General features: G+C 39.1%; 16 protein-coding genes and 1 other annotated feature. All 16 genes read right to left on the reverse strand.

All coding sequences use genetic code 11. The features are described from left to right. Positions 1 to 3: 3 nt before the first annotated feature. Positions 4 to 750: a class I SAM-dependent DNA methyltransferase gene (locus NHH16_RS07645; RefSeq protein ID WP_262069036.1), complete on the reverse strand. Its 747-nt coding sequence runs from the start codon at positions 748 to 750 to the stop codon at positions 4 to 6. A gap of 205 nt (positions 751 to 955) precedes the next feature. Continuing rightward, positions 956 to 1,984 carry a branched-chain amino acid aminotransferase gene (locus tag NHH16_RS07650; RefSeq protein WP_262068999.1) on the reverse strand — a complete coding sequence of 343 codons (1,029 nt, stop codon included), beginning with the start codon at positions 1,982 to 1,984 and terminating at the stop codon, positions 956 to 958. A 32-nt stretch (positions 1,985 to 2,016) separates the two neighbouring features. Further along, positions 2,017 to 2,532 (reverse strand): acetolactate synthase small subunit, encoded by a 516-nt coding sequence (ilvN, locus tag NHH16_RS07655; protein ID WP_262069000.1) that lies wholly within the window; start codon positions 2,530 to 2,532, stop codon positions 2,017 to 2,019. A gap of 14 nt (positions 2,533 to 2,546) precedes the next feature. Further along, positions 2,547 to 4,256: a biosynthetic-type acetolactate synthase large subunit gene (gene ilvB, locus NHH16_RS07660; RefSeq protein ID WP_262069001.1), complete on the reverse strand. Its 1,710-nt coding sequence runs from the start codon at positions 4,254 to 4,256 to the stop codon at positions 2,547 to 2,549. Between the two features lie 72 nt (positions 4,257 to 4,328). After that, positions 4,329 to 4,579 (reverse strand) — a binding site (T-box leader). Positions 4,580 to 4,672: 93 nt separating this feature from the next. Beyond that, positions 4,673 to 5,557, reverse strand: coding sequence for a glycosyltransferase (locus NHH16_RS07665; protein WP_262069002.1), 885 nt, complete (start codon positions 5,555 to 5,557; stop codon positions 4,673 to 4,675). After that, positions 5,550 to 6,806, reverse strand: a complete 1,257-nt coding sequence (locus tag NHH16_RS07670; protein WP_262069003.1) for a polysaccharide pyruvyl transferase family protein — start codon at positions 6,804 to 6,806, stop codon at positions 5,550 to 5,552. The genes NHH16_RS07665 and NHH16_RS07670 overlap by 8 nt, the downstream gene beginning before the upstream one ends. Positions 6,807 to 6,818: 12 nt before the next feature. Then, positions 6,819 to 8,120 (reverse strand): ATP-grasp domain-containing protein, encoded by a 1,302-nt coding sequence (locus NHH16_RS07675; RefSeq protein ID WP_262069004.1) that lies wholly within the window; start codon positions 8,118 to 8,120, stop codon positions 6,819 to 6,821. A 42-nt stretch (positions 8,121 to 8,162) separates the two neighbouring features. Further along, a complete protein-coding gene (locus NHH16_RS07680) occupies positions 8,163 to 9,347 on the reverse strand; it encodes a glycosyltransferase family 4 protein (protein WP_262069005.1) in 1,185 nt (394 codons plus the stop codon). After that, positions 9,347 to 9,835, reverse strand: a complete 489-nt coding sequence (locus NHH16_RS07685) for a dihydrofolate reductase (RefSeq protein ID WP_262069006.1) — start codon at positions 9,833 to 9,835, stop codon at positions 9,347 to 9,349. The genes NHH16_RS07680 and NHH16_RS07685 overlap by 1 nt, the downstream gene beginning before the upstream one ends. A gap of 14 nt (positions 9,836 to 9,849) precedes the next feature. After that, on the reverse strand, positions 9,850 to 10,698 hold the full coding sequence (gene thyA, locus NHH16_RS07690; RefSeq protein ID WP_262069007.1) for a thymidylate synthase: 849 nt from the start codon (positions 10,696 to 10,698) through the stop codon (positions 9,850 to 9,852). After that, positions 10,695 to 11,747 (reverse strand): acyltransferase family protein, encoded by a 1,053-nt coding sequence (locus NHH16_RS07695; RefSeq protein ID WP_262069008.1) that lies wholly within the window; start codon positions 11,745 to 11,747, stop codon positions 10,695 to 10,697. The genes thyA and NHH16_RS07695 overlap by 4 nt, the downstream gene beginning before the upstream one ends. A gap of 15 nt (positions 11,748 to 11,762) precedes the next feature. Then, positions 11,763 to 12,863 carry a DegT/DnrJ/EryC1/StrS family aminotransferase gene (locus tag NHH16_RS07700; protein WP_262069009.1) on the reverse strand — a complete coding sequence of 367 codons (1,101 nt, stop codon included), beginning with the start codon at positions 12,861 to 12,863 and terminating at the stop codon, positions 11,763 to 11,765. Positions 12,864 to 12,881: 18 nt separating this feature from the next. Then, complete coding sequence (locus NHH16_RS07705; protein WP_262069010.1) at positions 12,882 to 13,643, reverse strand: hypothetical protein; 762 nt, start codon at positions 13,641 to 13,643, stop codon at positions 12,882 to 12,884. 6 nt (positions 13,644 to 13,649) lie between these two features. After that, positions 13,650 to 15,038: an alginate O-acetyltransferase AlgX-related protein gene (locus NHH16_RS07710; RefSeq protein WP_262069011.1), complete on the reverse strand. Its 1,389-nt coding sequence runs from the start codon at positions 15,036 to 15,038 to the stop codon at positions 13,650 to 13,652. 20 nt (positions 15,039 to 15,058) lie between these two features. Next, positions 15,059 to 16,450, reverse strand: coding sequence for an MBOAT family O-acyltransferase (locus tag NHH16_RS07715; RefSeq protein ID WP_262069012.1), 1,392 nt, complete (start codon positions 16,448 to 16,450; stop codon positions 15,059 to 15,061). A gap of 17 nt (positions 16,451 to 16,467) precedes the next feature. After that, positions 16,468 to 18,507 carry a transglutaminase domain-containing protein gene (locus NHH16_RS07720; protein WP_262069013.1) on the reverse strand — a complete coding sequence of 680 codons (2,040 nt, stop codon included), beginning with the start codon at positions 18,505 to 18,507 and terminating at the stop codon, positions 16,468 to 16,470. Positions 18,508 to 18,636: the final 129 nt, after the last annotated feature.

The raw sequence follows: 18,636 nt of genomic DNA on the forward strand, positions 1-18,636 counted from the left end.
TATCTACTCCTTATCATTTATCTTTTGTGCCAGTAGGCAGATCCGTTCGCTTTCAACATTTGGTTCTACTTCCTGATAATCGTCAAACTCACCCTTTATGGTAAACCCTACCTCTTCTAAAAGGAACCGTATCTCCCCGAGCTCATAAGCTCTCTGGGTATGGACTTCCCGGTGTCGCCGAAAGAGTTCCCCCTCTTCCTGAAGAAAAAACGTTACCTCGTATTCGTTTAAGCGCTCTTCCTCGTCGTAGTAATTATCCCAGATAAAAGCCCCATCCTCGCGACTCTCAGCGATGGTCTCTTCCCCAATAATATCCCGGTATTTATGAACCGTATTAAAATCAAAAAAGAACACACCACCCTTTTTAAGATACCGATACGCTCTTGCAAAAACCTCTTTAAGCTCGGCAGGGCTTAGCAGGTAATTAAGCGTATCACAGGTGCTGATAAAGGCCTCTACCTTATCAGGAAGCTCTAGCTCCCGCAAATCCTGATTCAGATACAGAATCGACGCTGCTTTCCCAGCCGCAATACTCAGCATCTCTGGCGATACCTCAACGCCCATCATCTGGTAGCCTTGCGCTTTCATAAGCCTCGTCAAAACTCCCGTTCCACAGCCAAGATCGACCACTACGCCGCGCCTTATATCCTCATTATGTAATTGTCTCGTAATAAACCCAGCCCAGTCCTCATATGGAACATTATCCATAAAAAGATCGTAGACTGTCGCAAAGTCAGTATATTCGTTCATCCCCATATTGTACCACAGATTTGTAAATGAAAAAAGAAGGCAACCGCCTTCCTTTTTTGTGTAATAGGAAAGTTCTTTGAACTTTCCTATTACATAAAAAGCGCTCCGCTAAGGATGCGCACTTCGGCGATAGGAACTTTGTGCAACAGCACACGCCGAAGGCGCAAGAATTTGCGGAACGCAAATTCTATTTTACCACTTCTAATTATGCCTTTATCTCATGAATCCAGCCTTTTGGAGCTTCAATCTCACCCATCTGGATACCCGTTAACGTATCGTATAGCTGCTTGGTTACTTCTCCCATGCCTTCCATGCCACTGGGCAACAGAATCTCCTTACCGTGGTCAACGATTTTACCTACCGGTGAAATCACCGCTGCGGTGCCACAAAGACCACATTCTGCAAATTCTCCTAATTCAGAGACTGGAACCTCTCGTTCTTCTACAGTAAGACCTAAATACTTTTCGGCCACCTCCATTAGAGAACGTCTCGTAATCGACGGTAAAATGGTATTAGACTTAGGTGTAACCACCTTTTTATCCTTCGTAATAAAGATAAAGTTCGCTCCGCCCGTCTCTTCTACCATCGACTTTGTAGCCGCATCAAGATACATATTCTCATCAAAGCCTAAGGTATGAGCTTCTACAATCGCATGAAGACTCATAGCGTAGTTAAGTCCTGCTTTCACGTGCCCCGTGCCGTTTGGTGCCGCCCGGTCTTCATCACAAATTCTTAATGTAAGAGGCCTAACCCCGCCCTTAAAATACGGGCCAACTGGGGTGGCAAACACCCGGAACTGATACTCTTCGGCTGGCTTTACCCCGATTACCGGGCTACTGCCAAACATATACGGTCTTAAATAAAGAGTCGCTCCCGAGCCAAAAGGAGGTACGTAGGCCCCATTGCTACTGACCACTTGATCGACCGCGTTAAGAAACTGACCTTCTGGCAATGGCGGCATCTCTAGTCTCTTAGCCGAATTATTAATCCGCTCCGCATTGAGATCTGGCCGAAAGGTCACGATTCTGCCATCCTTAGTGGTATACGCCTTTAACCCTTCAAAGGCCGTCTGCGCGTACTGCAGAACCCCAGCGCACTCGCTTAAAACGATATTCGCCTCTGTGCTAAGCGCCCCTTTATCCCATGCCCCATCTTTATAATTACTTACATAACGATAATCGGTCGGTATATAAGTAAAGCCGATATTTGCCCAGTCTAATTGCTTCTTTTCCATTCCTACACTCCTTCTCCTTACAAGCTGTCTGTTTATCTTTCCATTACACTAATCGATTCAATGCCGACGCTACCACCGCGTACCACTTCAATCGTCTTATACTCTTCCTTCATCAATTTGATAACGGCGTCGTTCTTCGCCCCCGTCTGCACAAACTCTAATAGTAAGCTATCTTTGCCGTAGTCGATTACTCGGGCCTTAAAGGTATCCGCAATCTGAAAGAGGGACACTTTATCCTCTTTGGTACACTTCTTAACCTTTACGTAAAGGATTTCCTTCATCCGCACGAAAATATCCGTAAAATCAATCACCTTAATCACTTCCACCATCCGGTTCAGTTGCTTCTTGATCTGCTCAAACGTCTCATCGTCGCTGACCGTGGCTATCGTCATCCGCGACACACTCGGATCTTCCGTCGTCCCTACCGTCAAACTATCTAGATTATAGGATTTTCCCGAGAAAAGTCCGGATATCTTTGATAATACACCCACTTGGTTCTCTACGTAAAGAGAAATCCAGCGTTTTCTAATCGTCGTTTCATTACTCATCGTCTTCTCCTCCTCTAACAATCCATAATCATATCTTCTAGGGTTCCCCCTGGTTGCACCATGGGATAAACCAAGTCATCAGGGTCAATAATAAATTCGATTACAGCGGTCTTTTTGCTCTTTACAGCTGCTTCGAAAGCCGGTCTAATCTCTTCCTTCTTTGTCACCCGAATACCTAGGGCCCCGTAGCTTTCTGCTAGTTTGACAAAATCCGGAGTATACTCCCACTCCCCGTTCTCCCCAGCTTTCCCCGGCGTCTCGTGGAGATTCGTCATGGAGTAACGCTTACCGTAGAAAAGCTTCTGCCACTGCCTTACCATTCCTAACACGTTGTTATTAAAGATACAGTTAATAATCGGTAATTCTTGAATCGTCGCGGTAGCCAGCTCTTGGGAGTTCATCTGAAAGCCGCCGTCACCAGAAATCGAGACTACGGTCGCGTCTGGATTACCAATCTTCGCCCCGATGGCCCCTGGAAGCCCAAAGCCCATGGTGCCCAGACCACCAGAAGTTACCAACCGCTTCTTTTCATTTAAATCTAAGAACTGGGCGGTAAACATCTGCTGCTGACCTACATCGGTAACAAAGATCCCTTCTTTAAAGAAATCATTCATCTCATCTAAAATATCTTTTGGTGTCATGTAAGGCTTTTCTTTAGCCGTCAAAGGGTGTTCCTTCTGAGCCTCATCAATCTCCTTAAGCCATGAATCCTGCTTGTTTTCGCTTACGTATTCTAGCATCTTGGTAATGGCGCTTTTGGCATCGGCAACGATTGGCACCTCTACCTGCACGTTTCTAGAGATTGCCGAGGTATCGATATCGATATGGACAATCTTTGCTTTTGGCGCAAAAGAATGGAGCTTTCCTGTAATACGGTCATTAAATCGAGTCCCGATCGAAAACAAAAGGTCACAACTGTTTACCGCCTTATTGGCAGCATAAGCTCCGTGCATTCCCAGATTCCCAATATAAAGAGGATGATCCGTAGGAATCGCTCCCTTTCCCATAATCGTGGTGATTACCGGAATCCCTGTCTTCTCAACTAGCTTCTTAAAGACCTTATTGGCATCTGCAATATTAACCCCGCCACCGGCTAGGAATAATGGCCGCTTGGCATTTTCTAGCATTTTAATCGCTCGCTTAAGCTGTCCGATATGAGCATTCGTATTGGGCTTATATCCCCGAATATTTACCTCTTCTGGATACTCCGCTGGGCCTAGCTCAGCCATCACATCCTTTGGCAAATCAATCAATACGGGTCCCGGTCGTCCCGTTCTGGCAATGTAGAAGGCTTCTTTGATGATCCTTCCTAAATCTTCTCGGTTACGCACCGTCAAACCGTATTTCGTAATCGGTCTGGTAATCCCCACAATATCGACTTCCTGGAAAGCATCATTACCGATTAAGTGACGAGCAACCTGTCCGGTAAAACACACCAGTGGCACGCTATCGTAATTCGCTGTCGCCAGCCCTGTAACTAAGTTGGTAGCTCCCGGTCCGCTAGTAACGAGGCAAACCCCCACCTTACCTGTCGTCCGGGCATACGCATCTGCCTCGTGGACTAAGGCCACTTCTTGTCTAGGCAGGATGACCTTCGTATAGTCTTGTTTATACAGTTCATCACTGATGTCAATGGTACAGGCTCCGGGATAACCGAAGATGGTATCAACCCCTTCTTCTCGTAAAGCCTTAACCAATAATTTGTTTCCGCTAATCTTCCTCATTCTCTCTACCTCCTTCTAATGTAAGGTGACCCGTTAGTGCATATAAAAAGCCCTAAGCCGTTCAATTAAACAGCTTAGGGCGAATAATACTATCCGTGGTACCACCTAAATTCAAAGATTGCTCTTTGCACTCATGCCAATACGGGAATCTCTTCCGATATTGCCCCTCGGTAACGTGAGGATAACGTTGAAGCCTACTAAAGATTACTCGTTCGGTCCACTGCTCAAAGGCTACTTCCCAATACCCATCACGAAGATTCTCACCAACCATCTTCTCTCTTTGCTTCCGTAGTAGAGGTACTCCTCCTTGTCATTGCATTTGTCTGATAATTAAAGCCATTATATTAAATCTTTAGTTTATTGTCAATATCTTTTCGCAGAAGATATTATAAATAATGCCTTTGGACGATAATTTACTATATATCGTTTATAACAGGTTGCACATATTCAATAACATCTGCTACAGTCAAAGCTATCGTTCTCTCTGGGTAGAAACGGTCCAGATACATAATAAGGTTCTCGTCATATTTTCCTGGCTTAGACTTTAAAATATATGCAAAAAACTTAATGATTTTAAGCTGTGGATTTCGCCTCTCTTCTTCACTCCTACCACTCCACATACCTTTACTATGAATTCTATACGTTGACAAAACCTCATCTAAAAAACCGATTTTCCCACTCCAAGAGATGACAAAATGCGTTAACCAATCTCCCGTAGCAATATATACTAATTCTATCGGATATTGATTATATGTCACTTGGCGGTAAAAACAGTTGTTGACACTTCCAATAGGATTATATTTTGAAAGTTGTTCGTCCGTTATATATCTTACGCCACCCCATTCTGACAACTCTTGCTGCTCAGGATGTATAAAAGTTTCTCCAGATTCCTCAAATAATAAATTCATTTTACTAAAGCTCATTAAGAATTCTTTATTTGCCGTCAAAAAATTCACATGTTTTTTTATAAAGAAGGGTGTTGTCCAGTAATCATCCCCTTCTATTCTACAAAAAAACTCGCCATCAAAATTTTTATACATCTGGCTACGATATATAGGCGCGATGTCAGGGCCAAGATTGTATGCATTATAGTATCTAGTAATTTTATATTTATGTTTTCGATTCCACTCATGAATTGTTTCTTCAATAATTTCTCGAGTTCTATCTGTGGAAGCATCATCAAAAATAACTAATTCTAATTTACCATTATATTTCTGTGAAAAAATACCTTCAAGACACTGCTTTACATATTTTTCATGGTTATACGTAATCATTGCCACAACAACTTTTTTCCTATACATTATTTCTCCCCTCCCCTCTTTCAAGAATCCTTTTAAAATAATTCATTTTCTCTATATGCAATAATTTTTCTTTTTTACATACATCAGCCAACTGACTACTCATAGATTTAATAATTTCCTCGAAGTCATTTTTAACGCGTTTCAATGCATGCCTAACATTTTTACATATAAAGTCCTCTCCATAAGTATCATCTATTAGCATTTTCAAAAGTCCATAACTCTTGCAATAGTAGTATCTACTGTCGCCTAAAACATCCTTTACTATTTGCATACATGGTATCTTGTTATTTAACGCTAATAAAAACAAGTGGTAGCGCTGACATATCACAAATTCAGCATTAGATACCACTTCTAACGCAACTTCAATTGGGAGAAAAGAGTTCTTTTCAAAATTAAATACTGTTTTAATTTTTACATTTTCCTTTATAAGATGACTCATCTGATATTCTCCACCGTATTCTTTATCCAGCGGAAGAAAAACCACATCGATTTTGTGCACCTCTAAAAAATAATCAACGAATTCCCGGATATCTTCTGTCAAATCTTCCATTTCTACTAACGAACTGCTAAGCTCTATAACTATATATTTCGCTGGTAAATCGAGTGATCTTTTGCGACTAAATAAATCAGACGTCACACCATACAAATCATCTATAATCACTTCAATTTCTTCGGAAACACCTATACTCCGCATAAAACTAGGGGACAAATAATTATCCCTTGATGCATACTTCACGTTTCTAAGTGTAGAGAAAAAAGCACGAAACGTTTCTGACTGATCATCAAACGGTCCAAATGTATTCCCAAGAAAAAAAATGGGAATTCCGATCTCATTAGCTAATAGAATAGTACCCATTATCGATAAAGACTTATACAAACGATGGCGAGCCAACCATAATTTATTAAAATAGCCTCCTCCCGTAACAATCAACACATCAAGCCGTTTCAACTGTTCTTTTACATCTGTGCTATTTTCAATTCGCTCGACAATATCAAGCGGCATATACGTCTCGTCCGCAAACTCAACTTGATATTCCCTCCCTAATATTGGTTGATATGTATCATTTACTTCTACTTGTATTACATTGAAATCTCCTGTCGGAAAATACTCATCTATCACAGCACTAACCCCAGCTTTATTATAGGTAAACAGAAGCCCTTCCTTAGTATTGATATTCATTATATCATTTACCAACATTGCATAATCACCAAAATTCATATCACCAAATGGTCCGACATATCCTATCATTAAAGTCCTCCGCTAAAAAAAATTCCAATCCAATAAACTCTCTATCATATCTACATCAAAAGTTGGTATCCCATGTATTTCTCTTATCTCTTTTCTTTCTGAAAAGGAATCATCAATAAAAATAGCATTTTTTTTCTTTATATATCTACACTTCTTGTCGCTTCGTTCAATTTGAATAATTTCTGTAAATAACTCTTGCGCTATTGCATGTTTTTCCAAAGTCTTCTGTATATCTCCGTCATGCTTGGTCAAAAGATATATCTCTTTGCCCTGTGTCTTTGCTTGATATAAAACTGCAATCAAAAGTACATTTGGACGATCTCTAATTACTAAAGTATCATCAAAATCCACGTATATTGCATTATAATAATGTTCGATTTGATAACGACTTATAAATGCTCTATCGACTTCAATATCATAATCATTACAATTGATATCAAGAGTAATTCCTAAAATTTCATATATAGTTAATAACGGAAAATTTACACCTTGGTTTCTAGACAGACCCATGGTTCCTGGAATTCTTGCAGAAATTTCTAATAACTTGTAATCTCCATTCGTATCCTTGCGCACTTGAAAAAACCATGCGCCAATAAACACTAGTTTTCTGTTTATCGTTTTGGCGATATCTAATAATTCTACGTCCAACGCAGTTTTTTTTGAACGAACACTTATTCCTATACGAGTTCGTTTCCTTACTCTAGGCTGTACGAAAGCAATTTCTCCATTAGATCCAGTAAAACAATCAACCGTGTACTCTTCACCTGGTAAATATTCAGCTAATAAATAACTATCCTTATCCACCAATTGTTCCAATTCCTCTCTTGATTCAACTCTTCTCGCACCTATAGAGCTATGACCAATTCGTGGTTTGATAAAAATAGGAAACTCTTTACCTTCCACTTTACTTGTGAACATACGTGGAATAAAACTTTCTGTCGAAAAGAAATTATATGTCAACAGCTTGTCACGGCAAATCTCAATGGTTTTTAAAGGACTCGTTACTACCCTCGTACAAATATCCTCAGCAGCTTTTGTTAAAATATACTGAACTTCATCATTGGCTGGGTATAAAAAATCAATTTTCAAGTTTTCTAAAACCTTGTTTAATTCATAAATAAAAGAAGCGTCCGTAACATAAGGGAGTTGTGGCGACACATGTTCATATATAAATTTTGTATGATCATCGACACTAGTTGCCCCCCACACCTCTATATTTTTGCAATACTTTAAAGCATTATTAATTTCAAGTCCCACTTCGCTCCCAGCCGGAAATATCATTATCTTTATTGCTTCTTTACTTCGATTGTTCAACAGAACCTCCCTTAATTCAAATACTCTATTATTGCTCAGTCACTACATATGTAATACTTTTTTACATATTCCTAGCCACGATAGGCTTTTCATCTCCACTTTTTGATACTCTCTCTCCCTGATTTTCTCAATTCCGGCAGCGATTCGCCGTTCATAATCCGACAAATCCTCTGCTCTGGCTTCGTCGTTATCATATAGCATCGGCAAGGTAACAAATTCTACCACGCTTCCAGGGATATTTACGGCAAGCCACTCCTTAATGCCCGGCAAATCGCTAATCACCACTTTACAGCCGCAAGCAATCGCTTCCATCATGGTCAAAGATAATCCTTCTGAAAAAGAAGGTAGGACAAAGACTTCACTTTGCCGGTAGTGTTCCGCTAACGCACCTTGACTTAGCGCTCCCGTAAACTCTACTTGGTAAGGCAAGTCCTGGGCCAGCTTCCTAATCTCAGAAAACTCTTTCTCATCACCACCATCACCAACTAGCGTTACGGTTACGTCTTCCTTTTCATATGGCAAGTATTGTAAGGCCTTAAGAAGACACCCTACGCCCTTTTTATAGGCGATCTTACCCGCGTATATCAGCTGTCCTTTTCGTTCTGCCTCGCTCTGGCTTCCAGGATAAAATAGATTCTCATTATACCCTGCTCCCGTTACGTGAACCCGGTCTTTCTCCGTTCCAAAAACTTCCTGCACCTTTAGAGCCTGAGCTTCATTAAGACAGAGAATTTCATCTACCTGGCTTATCTGTGACAAGATAAATTCTTTCATAAAGGCCGTCTTCTCTAGCTGGCGCAGATCTGTGTTGTGACAAAGACCGATTATTCTAAGCTTCTTATACCGCTCGCGAACGAGAGCAGTCAAATAATAAAGATGATGACAAAGCAGTAAATCTGGCTTGAATTCGCTGATTGCCTGGTCGATAACCGCTAGAAACGCTTCTTTAAACGACTGGGTCATCTCTGGTGTCATCTCCTTATACCTGGTACTCTTATAGGGCATCACATCGGACATACCCACCACCGGAAAGGGTAAGGCTTCACTGTCAAAATGCACCGGATAAAATAAAACATCTTCAGGAAGGATCACCCGGTCGTCCTCACTTATTCCCGCAATCACCGCCTGCTTACAGTTAAGCTTAGAAAAGCCGTTTACTAGCTCCGTCAAAAATATCCCACTGCCTGTGCTATTGGGTTTTTGTGCCAGAATACTCAAGATTTTCATTACACTCTCTCATAAATCGAAAAGACGTACTCTAAGTCAAAATAAGTCTGTTCATCACTAATCTTCGTTAACTTCCACTCTTTATCCTCATCTAAGTTAGGAAAATACGTATCGGCATCGTAACCCAAATCAATCTTGGTCACATAGGCCTTCTGGCAATAAGGCAATAGCTCTTTATATACACTCTCGCCGCCGATAACAAAAACCTCATCCCTTGCGTACTCTTTAAGCCCCTCTAGAAGCTCCTGGACACTGGCAAACGTGGTAATTCCCTCTTTCTGATAGCTACTATCAGTGGTTAGGACTAAGTTGGTCCGGTTCGCTAAGGGCTTACCACCAGGAAAGCTCTCCAAAGTCTTCCTCCCCATAACTACCACCTTACCGGTAGTCATTTCTCGGAAATACTTCATGTCCGCCGGAATGCTCACTAACAATTTGTTATCTTTACCTATCGCCCAGTTTTTATCAACTGCAACAATTAAATTCATGTGTACTCTCCTTTTTAAATCGCTACTGGTATTCCCTTAATCTGCTCATGGGTCTCATAATCAATTAATTTCACATCCTCGGGGGTAAACTCGTAGAAATCCTTCACCTCAGGATTAAGCCAGAATTTCGGCGCTTTAAGGGGTTCTCTCCCAATCAGCTCTTCAATCATCGGCACATGACGGTCATAGATATGAGCGTCAGCAATCACATGGACCAGCTCGCCCACCTGCATATCGCAAACCTGCGCCAGCATATGAAGAAGCACCGAGTACTGACAAACGTTCCAGTTATTGGCTGCCAGTACATCGTTAGAGCGCTGGTTTAAAATACCGTTAAGGGTCAGCTTATCCTCTCCTGCTTTCTTTGTTACATTAAACGTCATGCTATAAGCACAGGGATAAAGTGCCATCTCGTGTAAGTCCTCATACACATACATATTAGTCATAATTCGTCGGCTATAGGGATTATTCTTTAAATCGTAAATTACTCGGTCCACCTGGTCAAACATACCCTCTTTATACTGATGCTTCACACTCATCTGATAGCCGTACGCTTTACCGATAGAACCTGTTTCGTCTGCCCAGCTGTCCCAGATATGGGAATTTAGCTCGTTTATATTATTCGATTTCTTCTGCCAAATCCACAGAAGCTCATCCGTACAGCTCTTAATTCCCGTACGACGTAAGGTCAGCGCCGGAAATTCCTCCGCCAGATTATAGCGATTAACTACCCCAAACTTCTTAATTGTATAGGCCGGCGTCCCATCTTCCCACACCGGTCTTACCTTCTCACCTTTTGTATCCGTACCGTTATCGATGATATCACGGCACATATCAATAAAGACTTTATCTGCATAACTCATACTGTTTTACTCCTTTGCAAAAAATTGTCCTTTATAATCTTCATCATAACATCGTGCGCTTTATAAAGCAGACCTGAAAAAATGGCAATAAAGAGACAAATAGCTAAAAATAGAATATAACTTTTGAATGCCGAAAGGGCCGCTAAATCAAACCGGCTCCTGATTTTTTCAATTATAACGTGATGCACTAAAAAGATTGCATATGAATATTTGCTTATGAGGGAAACGAACCAATCTACAATACGAAATCGTTCCACAATACTGGCCACATAAATAAGGACTATGTATGAAGAAATTCCTACATATGTTATTTGGTACATTTGAGGTATGGTAGATGGTTTTAAAAACGAATTTGCAACTACTATTGCTAGGCCGATTAAAGCAGCCGATATACTTACTTTACGCCTTTCCTTTATAAACCACATTCCAAATAATATCTCTGGCACTCGACTAAGTATTATTGTATCCAACGCAATCCCTTTTATCCCATTTCCAAAAAAGAAAATCAACCCTATATACAATGTAAATGCAAATAAAGCTGTCACCTTCGGAGCCTTAATAAGGCCTTTACGCAGAAGTGGGAAAAAAATATAAAGCATAATTATCACACCTAAAAACCACTCACCTAAAATATAAAATGTTCCCATAATCTGAGATAACCAGCCGTCAATGCCTATTAGTGTAAACAAGAAGCGATATTTAGGGACATCTGGAAACACAATACCTCTGTTCAATACAAAAAGTAGTAACAATGCCACAAAATAAGCTAGCCAAAACATAGGATAAATATTTAAAAACCTCTTTTTATAAAATACCTTTAAATCAATCGCATCCTGATATACATACATTAATGCTGCCCCTGAAATAATAAAAAAAAGTGACACTCCCCATGCGCCAATATATACACCGCCTATTTCCGAGGTAATGATCATCTTTTTATAAGGTACTGGATCCATATATAAAAAACGCGCATTATAATGTGTAATAATAATCGATATTGCCGCTACTGCACGAATAAAATCTAAGTAAAAAACTCTTTCTTTTTTCATCGCTTTCCCCTTGCTCTATTTTTTTAGTAACATACATATTTCTTTCACTTCATTGCACTTCAAATCCGCAGACAATGGCAATGTAATTATCTCCTCTGAAATTCTTTTTGCTATGGGCGTTTGATTAACATCATACTTTTTTTCATAACAATTAAACGCAGTAGTCAAAGGATAAAAATATTTTCTTGCAAATACATTCTCCCTCTTTAATTTTTCATACACTTCATCTCTTGAGTATCCATATTTTTCCTTTTTCACACGAATAGGCAAGTATGCTGCATTAGATACAACATCTGTTTGTTCTTTGGAAAATATCAACCCTGGTATGTCGATAAGATATTTTTTATACTCATTAATAACTTGTTTTCTAGCCCCAATCACCTCTTTAATGTGTCTTAAATTGCATAGCCCCATTGCCGCCTGAAATTCATTCATCTTCGCATTACTACCAACATGATCAACCGTTTCAAGTCCACGTATTCCGAAATTTTTTAAACGATATAAGTTTATACCCAAGTCCTTATCTCTGTACGAAACCGCTCCCCCTTCAATCGTATTATAAACCTTAGTCGCATGAAAACTAAACATTGAGGCATCACCAAAATTGCCTATACCAACGCCTTTATAGCTTTCTCCAAATGCATGGGCAGCATCGTAAATAACTTTCAAGTTATGTTTTCGGGCAATTCGCTCGATTTCTTCAACATTACAGACATGTCCATATACATGTACTGGTACGATTGCACATGTCCTTTCCGTAATAAGCGATTCAATTAAGTTCGTGTCAATTGTATAATCCTCAGCATTTATATCACAGAATATAGGTGTCAAACCATTGCGCACTATCGCATGAGTTGTAGATACAAAAGTAAAGGGAGTTGTAATAACTTCTCCCTTTAACTTTAACGCTTGAAGTGTTAATTCTAAGGCCATATGCCCATTAACCATTAACGACAGCTCATCAATATCTAAATATTCTTTTAACGCCACTTCTAACTTCTGATGCTTTTCTCCCATATTAGTTAAAAAATGACTATCCCATAAATCTTCTATTTCAGCAATGTATTCTTCAAACGGAGGTAACATAGCCTTTGTAACTAATATCTTCTTATTCATTCCACTTCCTTCTCAGCATTATCGTATCACTACATCATCTGGATTTAGACAACTGTCACTACCTTGGCTACCACTTTCAGCTGGTGGTGCGTAATACTCTTCTTGTTGAGTCATCGCGTTAGCCTGTGCCGCCGCTGCCTGTGCTTCCGCTGCTGCTTGTGCCTCATAGGCCGCTTGCGCTTCCGCCGCTGCCTGTGCTTCCGCTGCTGCTTGTGCCTCTGCCGCCGCTTGTGCTTCCGCTGCCTGTGCCGCGACCATTTCTCGATGCGCTTTTTCACTCTCTAAAGTGTTAACCACCTCTTTTGTTGAAATGCTTTCGTATTCTAAATACCCATAATCGCTCTGGATTTTCAGTTCACACACTTTTATATCATTCACAGGGAAGTTTGATAGTTCTATCTCCTTCCCATCTTCAAAACGAATCAAGGCTTTATAGCTGTCTACAATGATTCGATCTGTGTCTTTTTTGCTTGAAGCTTTTTCAACTACATAATAAATATCCGCCGTCTTTTTCTTTTCGAATTTTTCTTTCGTTTTCATTAAATTCTTGTCAAAATCATTTTCCGAATTTGTCAAATATAATTCTGTAATTATCTTGTCCGTGCTATTTATCATTTGAATTTTTACGGCACCATCAATCTTTTCTCCAATCACCAAATTATCTTCTTTCTTTTCTACTTCCTCTTTTTTCTCATTCGTTTCATTGTTTTGCTCTTTTTGTTGACAACCTGCAAAACTAACAATACAAACCAAAAATAACAACGCTAGTTTTCTCATCATTTGCTCCTATTCTTCAGTACATCCAATTAACGATACTTCATCACCTGTAGTCTTAATTACTTCAATTTGCATAATCTGTTCCGTAAACAACTCCATATTCAAATATCCCCTGAACGTGCTGTTTTTTTTATCTTTTGATAAATACAAGGGATCTAACATTATTTCTGTTCCCTCCGAAAAAATGATTTTTAAATAAATTGACTCCTCTTCACTTATCATTCCATTTGAATACGCTTCGATTATAGTATAGCCGCCATCGTCTCTAACTGCAATCTCAATATTCGAATCAAGCATAACATTATTATACTCTAAAGGCTGTTTCATCGCCGCTGGTAAAATTGCTGGTTCCATAATTAACTTCTCAAGATTGCGTTCTGCAATTTCAACAACTACAACATCTGCTGATGTTTTCGAGATGTTTCCAAAATCATACGGAATAAGTCTTGATATCGTCGACTGCTCAAACTCTCCTGCCAAATAGGGATACAAAGCCGAACCAAAAGAATCCCTATAAAAGAGTAATTTTCTTTTTTTCTGGAGGTTTTCCGTTGTAATCCATTCGCTCATCGGCTCTGTATCATTGCTCGTATATACAAACTCTGGTTTTTTCACAGGCTCAAAGTCTGTTTCTAATTTTACCATCGTTGGATATAGCATTTCCGCCAAATCACCCGAATGATTTTTCATCTCATCAAAGGAAATACCATCAAATGTCTGGAAGTTTAGTTGCTGCGTTTTCTTCATGATTTCTTGATAAACAATGGCAGCTCCCTTACTATTCCAATGGGTATCCTCTTTATAGTATAGCTGTTCATTACTTTTTATAAATTCCGTAAAGCAGTCTACATAATTGATTCCTTTTTCGCCCAATTTAACCATTAACTCTTCCGCATTACTAGTTCCTTTATCTTCGAGAAAATAAAATGGCATTTTTTCAGAATAAATACTATTTTTATTTGGTGCAATCACAAAAATCAATTCAGCATTATTTGCAATAGAATACCTATTCATCAGTTCCAAATTATGTGTGATATATGCAAGACTTTCATTTGATAATTTGTTCTCGCCGGTGAAATCCTTTACAGTCTCACGATAAAACAGCCACCCCTCCTTTCCCTGAATAACCTGATGGAGCGGTGATTCCCTAAGAAGCATGGTATTTAACTTGCCATTAATTGTGATTAGCTCATCACGAAAAGCATAGTTATCTTCGAAATACATTCCCAATTCTGGCAAATATTTCAAATTAACCTTTCCCTTATCTAACACGTGGGGTTCTTTGGCTTTTTCTTCTGTCTCTGGCACACCCTTTTGCTTATATAAAGGCATACCTAAAAGTGGTATAAACAATATGCACACCACAAAGAAAATATATATTCGATATATAATCTTCATTTTTATCACTCTTTCCAAATTCAAAATCTAAAGTAGATAAAGGGATTGTGACCTCCACTTGATAAGGTTAATATGGATAAAACTAGCAACAAAGTACTTCCTGCTAACCCGAACAGCTCATACGTATGTGGCTTTAATCTTTTTGCTAGCACTTCCTTTATCGGTACAGATAAAATGATACCCATCAACAACGCAGTTAAAAAGCGAGGACCTAACTGGCTCACAAAAATCTGCATTTTATGATAATTGAAGTCAACTCCCACAAACATTGTTCTAATAAATGTTAACCCCTGTTTTAAAGTCTCTGCTCTAAATATCACAAACCCCAAACACACTGTAAGTAATACATAAAAATGACGTAAAATCTTCGGAAACCGCTTGATTGATACAATATTCTCCATTGACAATAGCAACCCATGATATGCCCCCCAAAACAAAAATGTCCAGTTCGCCCCATGCCAAAGGCCTGTGCAAAGAAAAACTATCATTCGGTTAATGTTCGTTCGTATTCTTCCCTTGCGATTTCCGCCCAAAGGAATATAAAGATATTCCTTAAACCATGTAGAAAGCGAAATATGCCATCGACGCCAAAACTCTTGTATGCTTTGGGCAATGTATGGATATCTGAAATTCTCTAGAAATTCAAATCCAAACACACGACCAAGACCAATTGCCATATCACTGTACCCACTAAAATCAAAATATATTTGTAGCATATAGGCTATAGCCGCCAACCATGATGACAAAATATTTAAATTATCCGTCGGAATACCAAACAAATAGTCAACAACATTTGCCATCTGGTTTGCAATTAATATTTTTTTTGCAAGTCCACAAATAAAACGACACAATCCTGACGCAACATTATGCAGATTGTGTTCGCGACAGGAAATCTGACTTTCAATATCATGGTAACGAACAATCGGGCCTGCAATAAGTTGTGGAAAAAAAGACACATAAAGCATTACATATAATAATTTTCTTTGTGCTTTTACAGTCCCACGATACACATCGATAACATATGATAATGCTTGGAAGGTATAAAAGGAAATGCCAATAGGCATAACGATTTGTGGAATTGGAATTTTCCAACTTGTTATCTCATTAAAGTTCCCTATTAACCAAGGCATATATTTAAAGAATGCCAATCCACCCAGATTCATGAGCACTGCAGTTGTTACGATAATCTTCGATTTTCTATTTTTTTCTCGGCTCAACATACGGCCAAAAGAAAAATTCATTACTACCGAGAACGCCATTAATAATACATAAACAGGCTCACCATACGCATAAAAGACTAAACTTACAAGACATAGAAAATAATTTTTTATTTTTATACTTGGCAATATATAATATATCAAAAAAGAAATTGGCAGAAATACGCATAAAAAAGTTAGTGAACTAAATACCATAACTCATTCCTTTTCCTCTAGTACGCTGGCATATACGGGTAATAAATTAGAGGTGCATTAGCATATGTAGACATATATACGTTTAATCCTAGCGAAGCTCTCGACTCTGGATCCACAATATAGGTTGTCCCATTAATATCTATTTCAACCCAGCCATGAGGGTTAGAGCCACTTCTAGTTGCAACTCTTCCTTCTATAAGACGCACGGAATAACCCAATTTCTTTGCACACCAGTAAAACACCGATGCGTAGCAAAAACAATTTCCTCTCCTCGTCTCATACGCATAGGTAAAGTAGTATTGTTGCCTTGTGTATCCTGACGGCGGATTCACCGGAACTGGCATGGTTTGATATCTGAGTCCTACCGCCCAGTTGTAAATTGCATACAAATCACCACCAGTTTGAGCAATAATTGCATCTGTATAACTGTCTACTTTCGCCTCGCCCTCGCTATATGTTGTAAACCCAAAAACCTTTTGTGTTATCCTTCCTTGATACTCAATTTGCGCTGCCAACATATAGGAACCTCGAGGGGCATCTCGCCATTCTGCCCAGTTACTCTTTGACCAACTCGAGATTTCCTGCCAACTCGAGACAGTCGGATTATAATATATCCAGCGAAAAGATAATTTTTCTTTATCCGGCACATTGCTCGAGTAAGCAAATCCCAATTTAAAGTTGTTTCCTTGTTTTATATAGGTCATTCCATTTATGTTTGAATAGTAAGGATAATCCCTAGCAACCGAAAAACTTCTTGTCATTGTTTGAATCGAGCTCATACCTTTCACTCGTGCTGATACATGCAACCAATAATTCCCTCTTTTAGGTTGCCAACTAATCCAGTTCCCTTTAGCATAATCCCTAACAACTTCCCATTTCTTTGTACTTAAGTCGTATACTTCCACCTTAAACTCAAGTTCCTTCGTGTTAGCTTCAACTGCAACTCCCACATTTATCGCTGTATCTACATATTGCCATGTCAGCCCTTTTATATTAACAAAATTCGGATAATCTCTGTCAACGGCAAATGGAATCGTTCTTGTTTTTGTTGCGCCGGATGCAGACTTAGCAGTTACATGCAACCAATAAACTCCCTCTTTTGGTTGCCAACTAGCCCAATTCCCCGAAGCAAAGTTTCTTATTGTTGACCATTTTCCCGTCTGTGTATTATATGCTTCAAATTTAAAATCCACCCCTGCAGGATCATCGGAAGTATAAGCTGCTCCCACTGCGATTTCTGTATCACGATGCTGCCATGTCAATCCATCTATATTCAGTTGGTACGGATAATCCCGATTTACAGAAAAATTTATTGTTTGAGTAACTTTTTTGCCATTTGATAAATTCGCCTCTACATGTAACCAATAATCCCCTCTTTTAGGTTGCCATTCTGTCCAATTTGAAGGATTTGCTTCTCTAATAGTCTTCCACTGCTTTGTAGACAAATTATACGCTTTAAAAACAAAAGAAACATTGGTATCTTTTGTTTCGTACGCAGTTCCGACCTTAATAGCATATTGATCATAAAGCCAAGTAAAGCCCTTAAACACAAACGAATAACTCGTATTTTCTTCATAAGCACGCGTTTCCATTTCAGGTTCTGCTAGCTCCTCAATTATGCCTTGAGCATCTTCAATCTCGTCTGAAAACGTGCATTGCCACTTATTTTGATTAAAGAATAATGAATAAGTATCTAGCTCTAATTGACACTCTTCTAGTCTTAATATTTGCAAATTCGTAAAATTCTTCTCTAAGTATTCATAATCAAGAACTGTTAATTGATACATATCCGAAAATAAAGTTAGCTCTGTAATAGATTTCACATCATCATTCGTCCATGATTCCTCTTTTAATGTCTCCGGGATACCTTTTCCCACTAATCTCAACTCGCAAATTGAATCCTCCGAAGTATAACTGTTCTGTATTGCAGATGCATCAACAGCGATACCTTCTATATCTTCAGGATAAATAGTTGTTGCTTTTGTATTTGCTACTGGTGTCAATAAGCTAGCAAGCAACGTACAACTTAATAATAATGCATACACTCGACGTTTCATAGTCACTTACCCCCATTTCAAAAAATAAATTTCACAATCTCTAGTATACCACACAATTTTCTTTCCTTAAAGCCTGTGTTCTCTAAAAAAACCTAAAGTTCTATTTCGAACTTCAGGTTTTTATTACAT

The organism is Ohessyouella blattaphilus (genome assembly GCF_024721265.1).
Classification (GTDB): Bacteria; Bacillota; Clostridia; order Lachnospirales; family Lachnospiraceae; genus Aequitasia; species Aequitasia blattaphilus_A.

Coding starts and splice junctions, on each gene's coding strand:
- NHH16_RS07645 (WP_262069036.1), bottom strand. CDS start 750: ATGAACGAATATACTGACTTTGCGACAGTCTACGATCTTTTTATGGAT.
- NHH16_RS07650 (WP_262068999.1), bottom strand. CDS start 1,984: ATGGAAAAGAAGCAATTAGACTGGGCAAATATCGGCTTTACTTATATA.
- ilvN (WP_262069000.1), bottom strand. CDS start 2,532: ATGAGTAATGAAACGACGATTAGAAAACGCTGGATTTCTCTTTACGTA.
- ilvB (WP_262069001.1), bottom strand. CDS start 4,256: ATGAGGAAGATTAGCGGAAACAAATTATTGGTTAAGGCTTTACGAGAA.
- NHH16_RS07665 (WP_262069002.1), bottom strand. CDS start 5,557: ATGTATAGGAAAAAAGTTGTTGTGGCAATGATTACGTATAACCATGAA.
- NHH16_RS07670 (WP_262069003.1), bottom strand. CDS start 6,806: ATGATAGGATATGTCGGACCATTTGGTGATATGAATTTTGGTGATTAT.
- NHH16_RS07680 (WP_262069005.1), bottom strand. CDS start 9,347: ATGAAAATCTTGAGTATTCTGGCACAAAAACCCAATAGCACAGGCAGT.
- NHH16_RS07685 (WP_262069006.1), bottom strand. CDS start 9,835: ATGAATTTAATTGTTGCAGTTGATAAAAACTGGGCGATAGGTAAAGAT.
- thyA (WP_262069007.1), bottom strand. CDS start 10,698: ATGAGTTATGCAGATAAAGTCTTTATTGATATGTGCCGTGATATCATC.
- NHH16_RS07695 (WP_262069008.1), bottom strand. CDS start 11,747: ATGAAAAAAGAAAGAGTTTTTTACTTAGATTTTATTCGTGCAGTAGCG.
- NHH16_RS07700 (WP_262069009.1), bottom strand. CDS start 12,863: ATGAATAAGAAGATATTAGTTACAAAGGCTATGTTACCTCCGTTTGAA.
- NHH16_RS07705 (WP_262069010.1), bottom strand. CDS start 13,643: ATGATGAGAAAACTAGCGTTGTTATTTTTGGTTTGTATTGTTAGTTTT.
- NHH16_RS07710 (WP_262069011.1), bottom strand. CDS start 15,038: ATGAAGATTATATATCGAATATATATTTTCTTTGTGGTGTGCATATTG.
- NHH16_RS07715 (WP_262069012.1), bottom strand. CDS start 16,450: ATGGTATTTAGTTCACTAACTTTTTTATGCGTATTTCTGCCAATTTCT.
- NHH16_RS07720 (WP_262069013.1), bottom strand. CDS start 18,507: ATGAAACGTCGAGTGTATGCATTATTATTAAGTTGTACGTTGCTTGCT.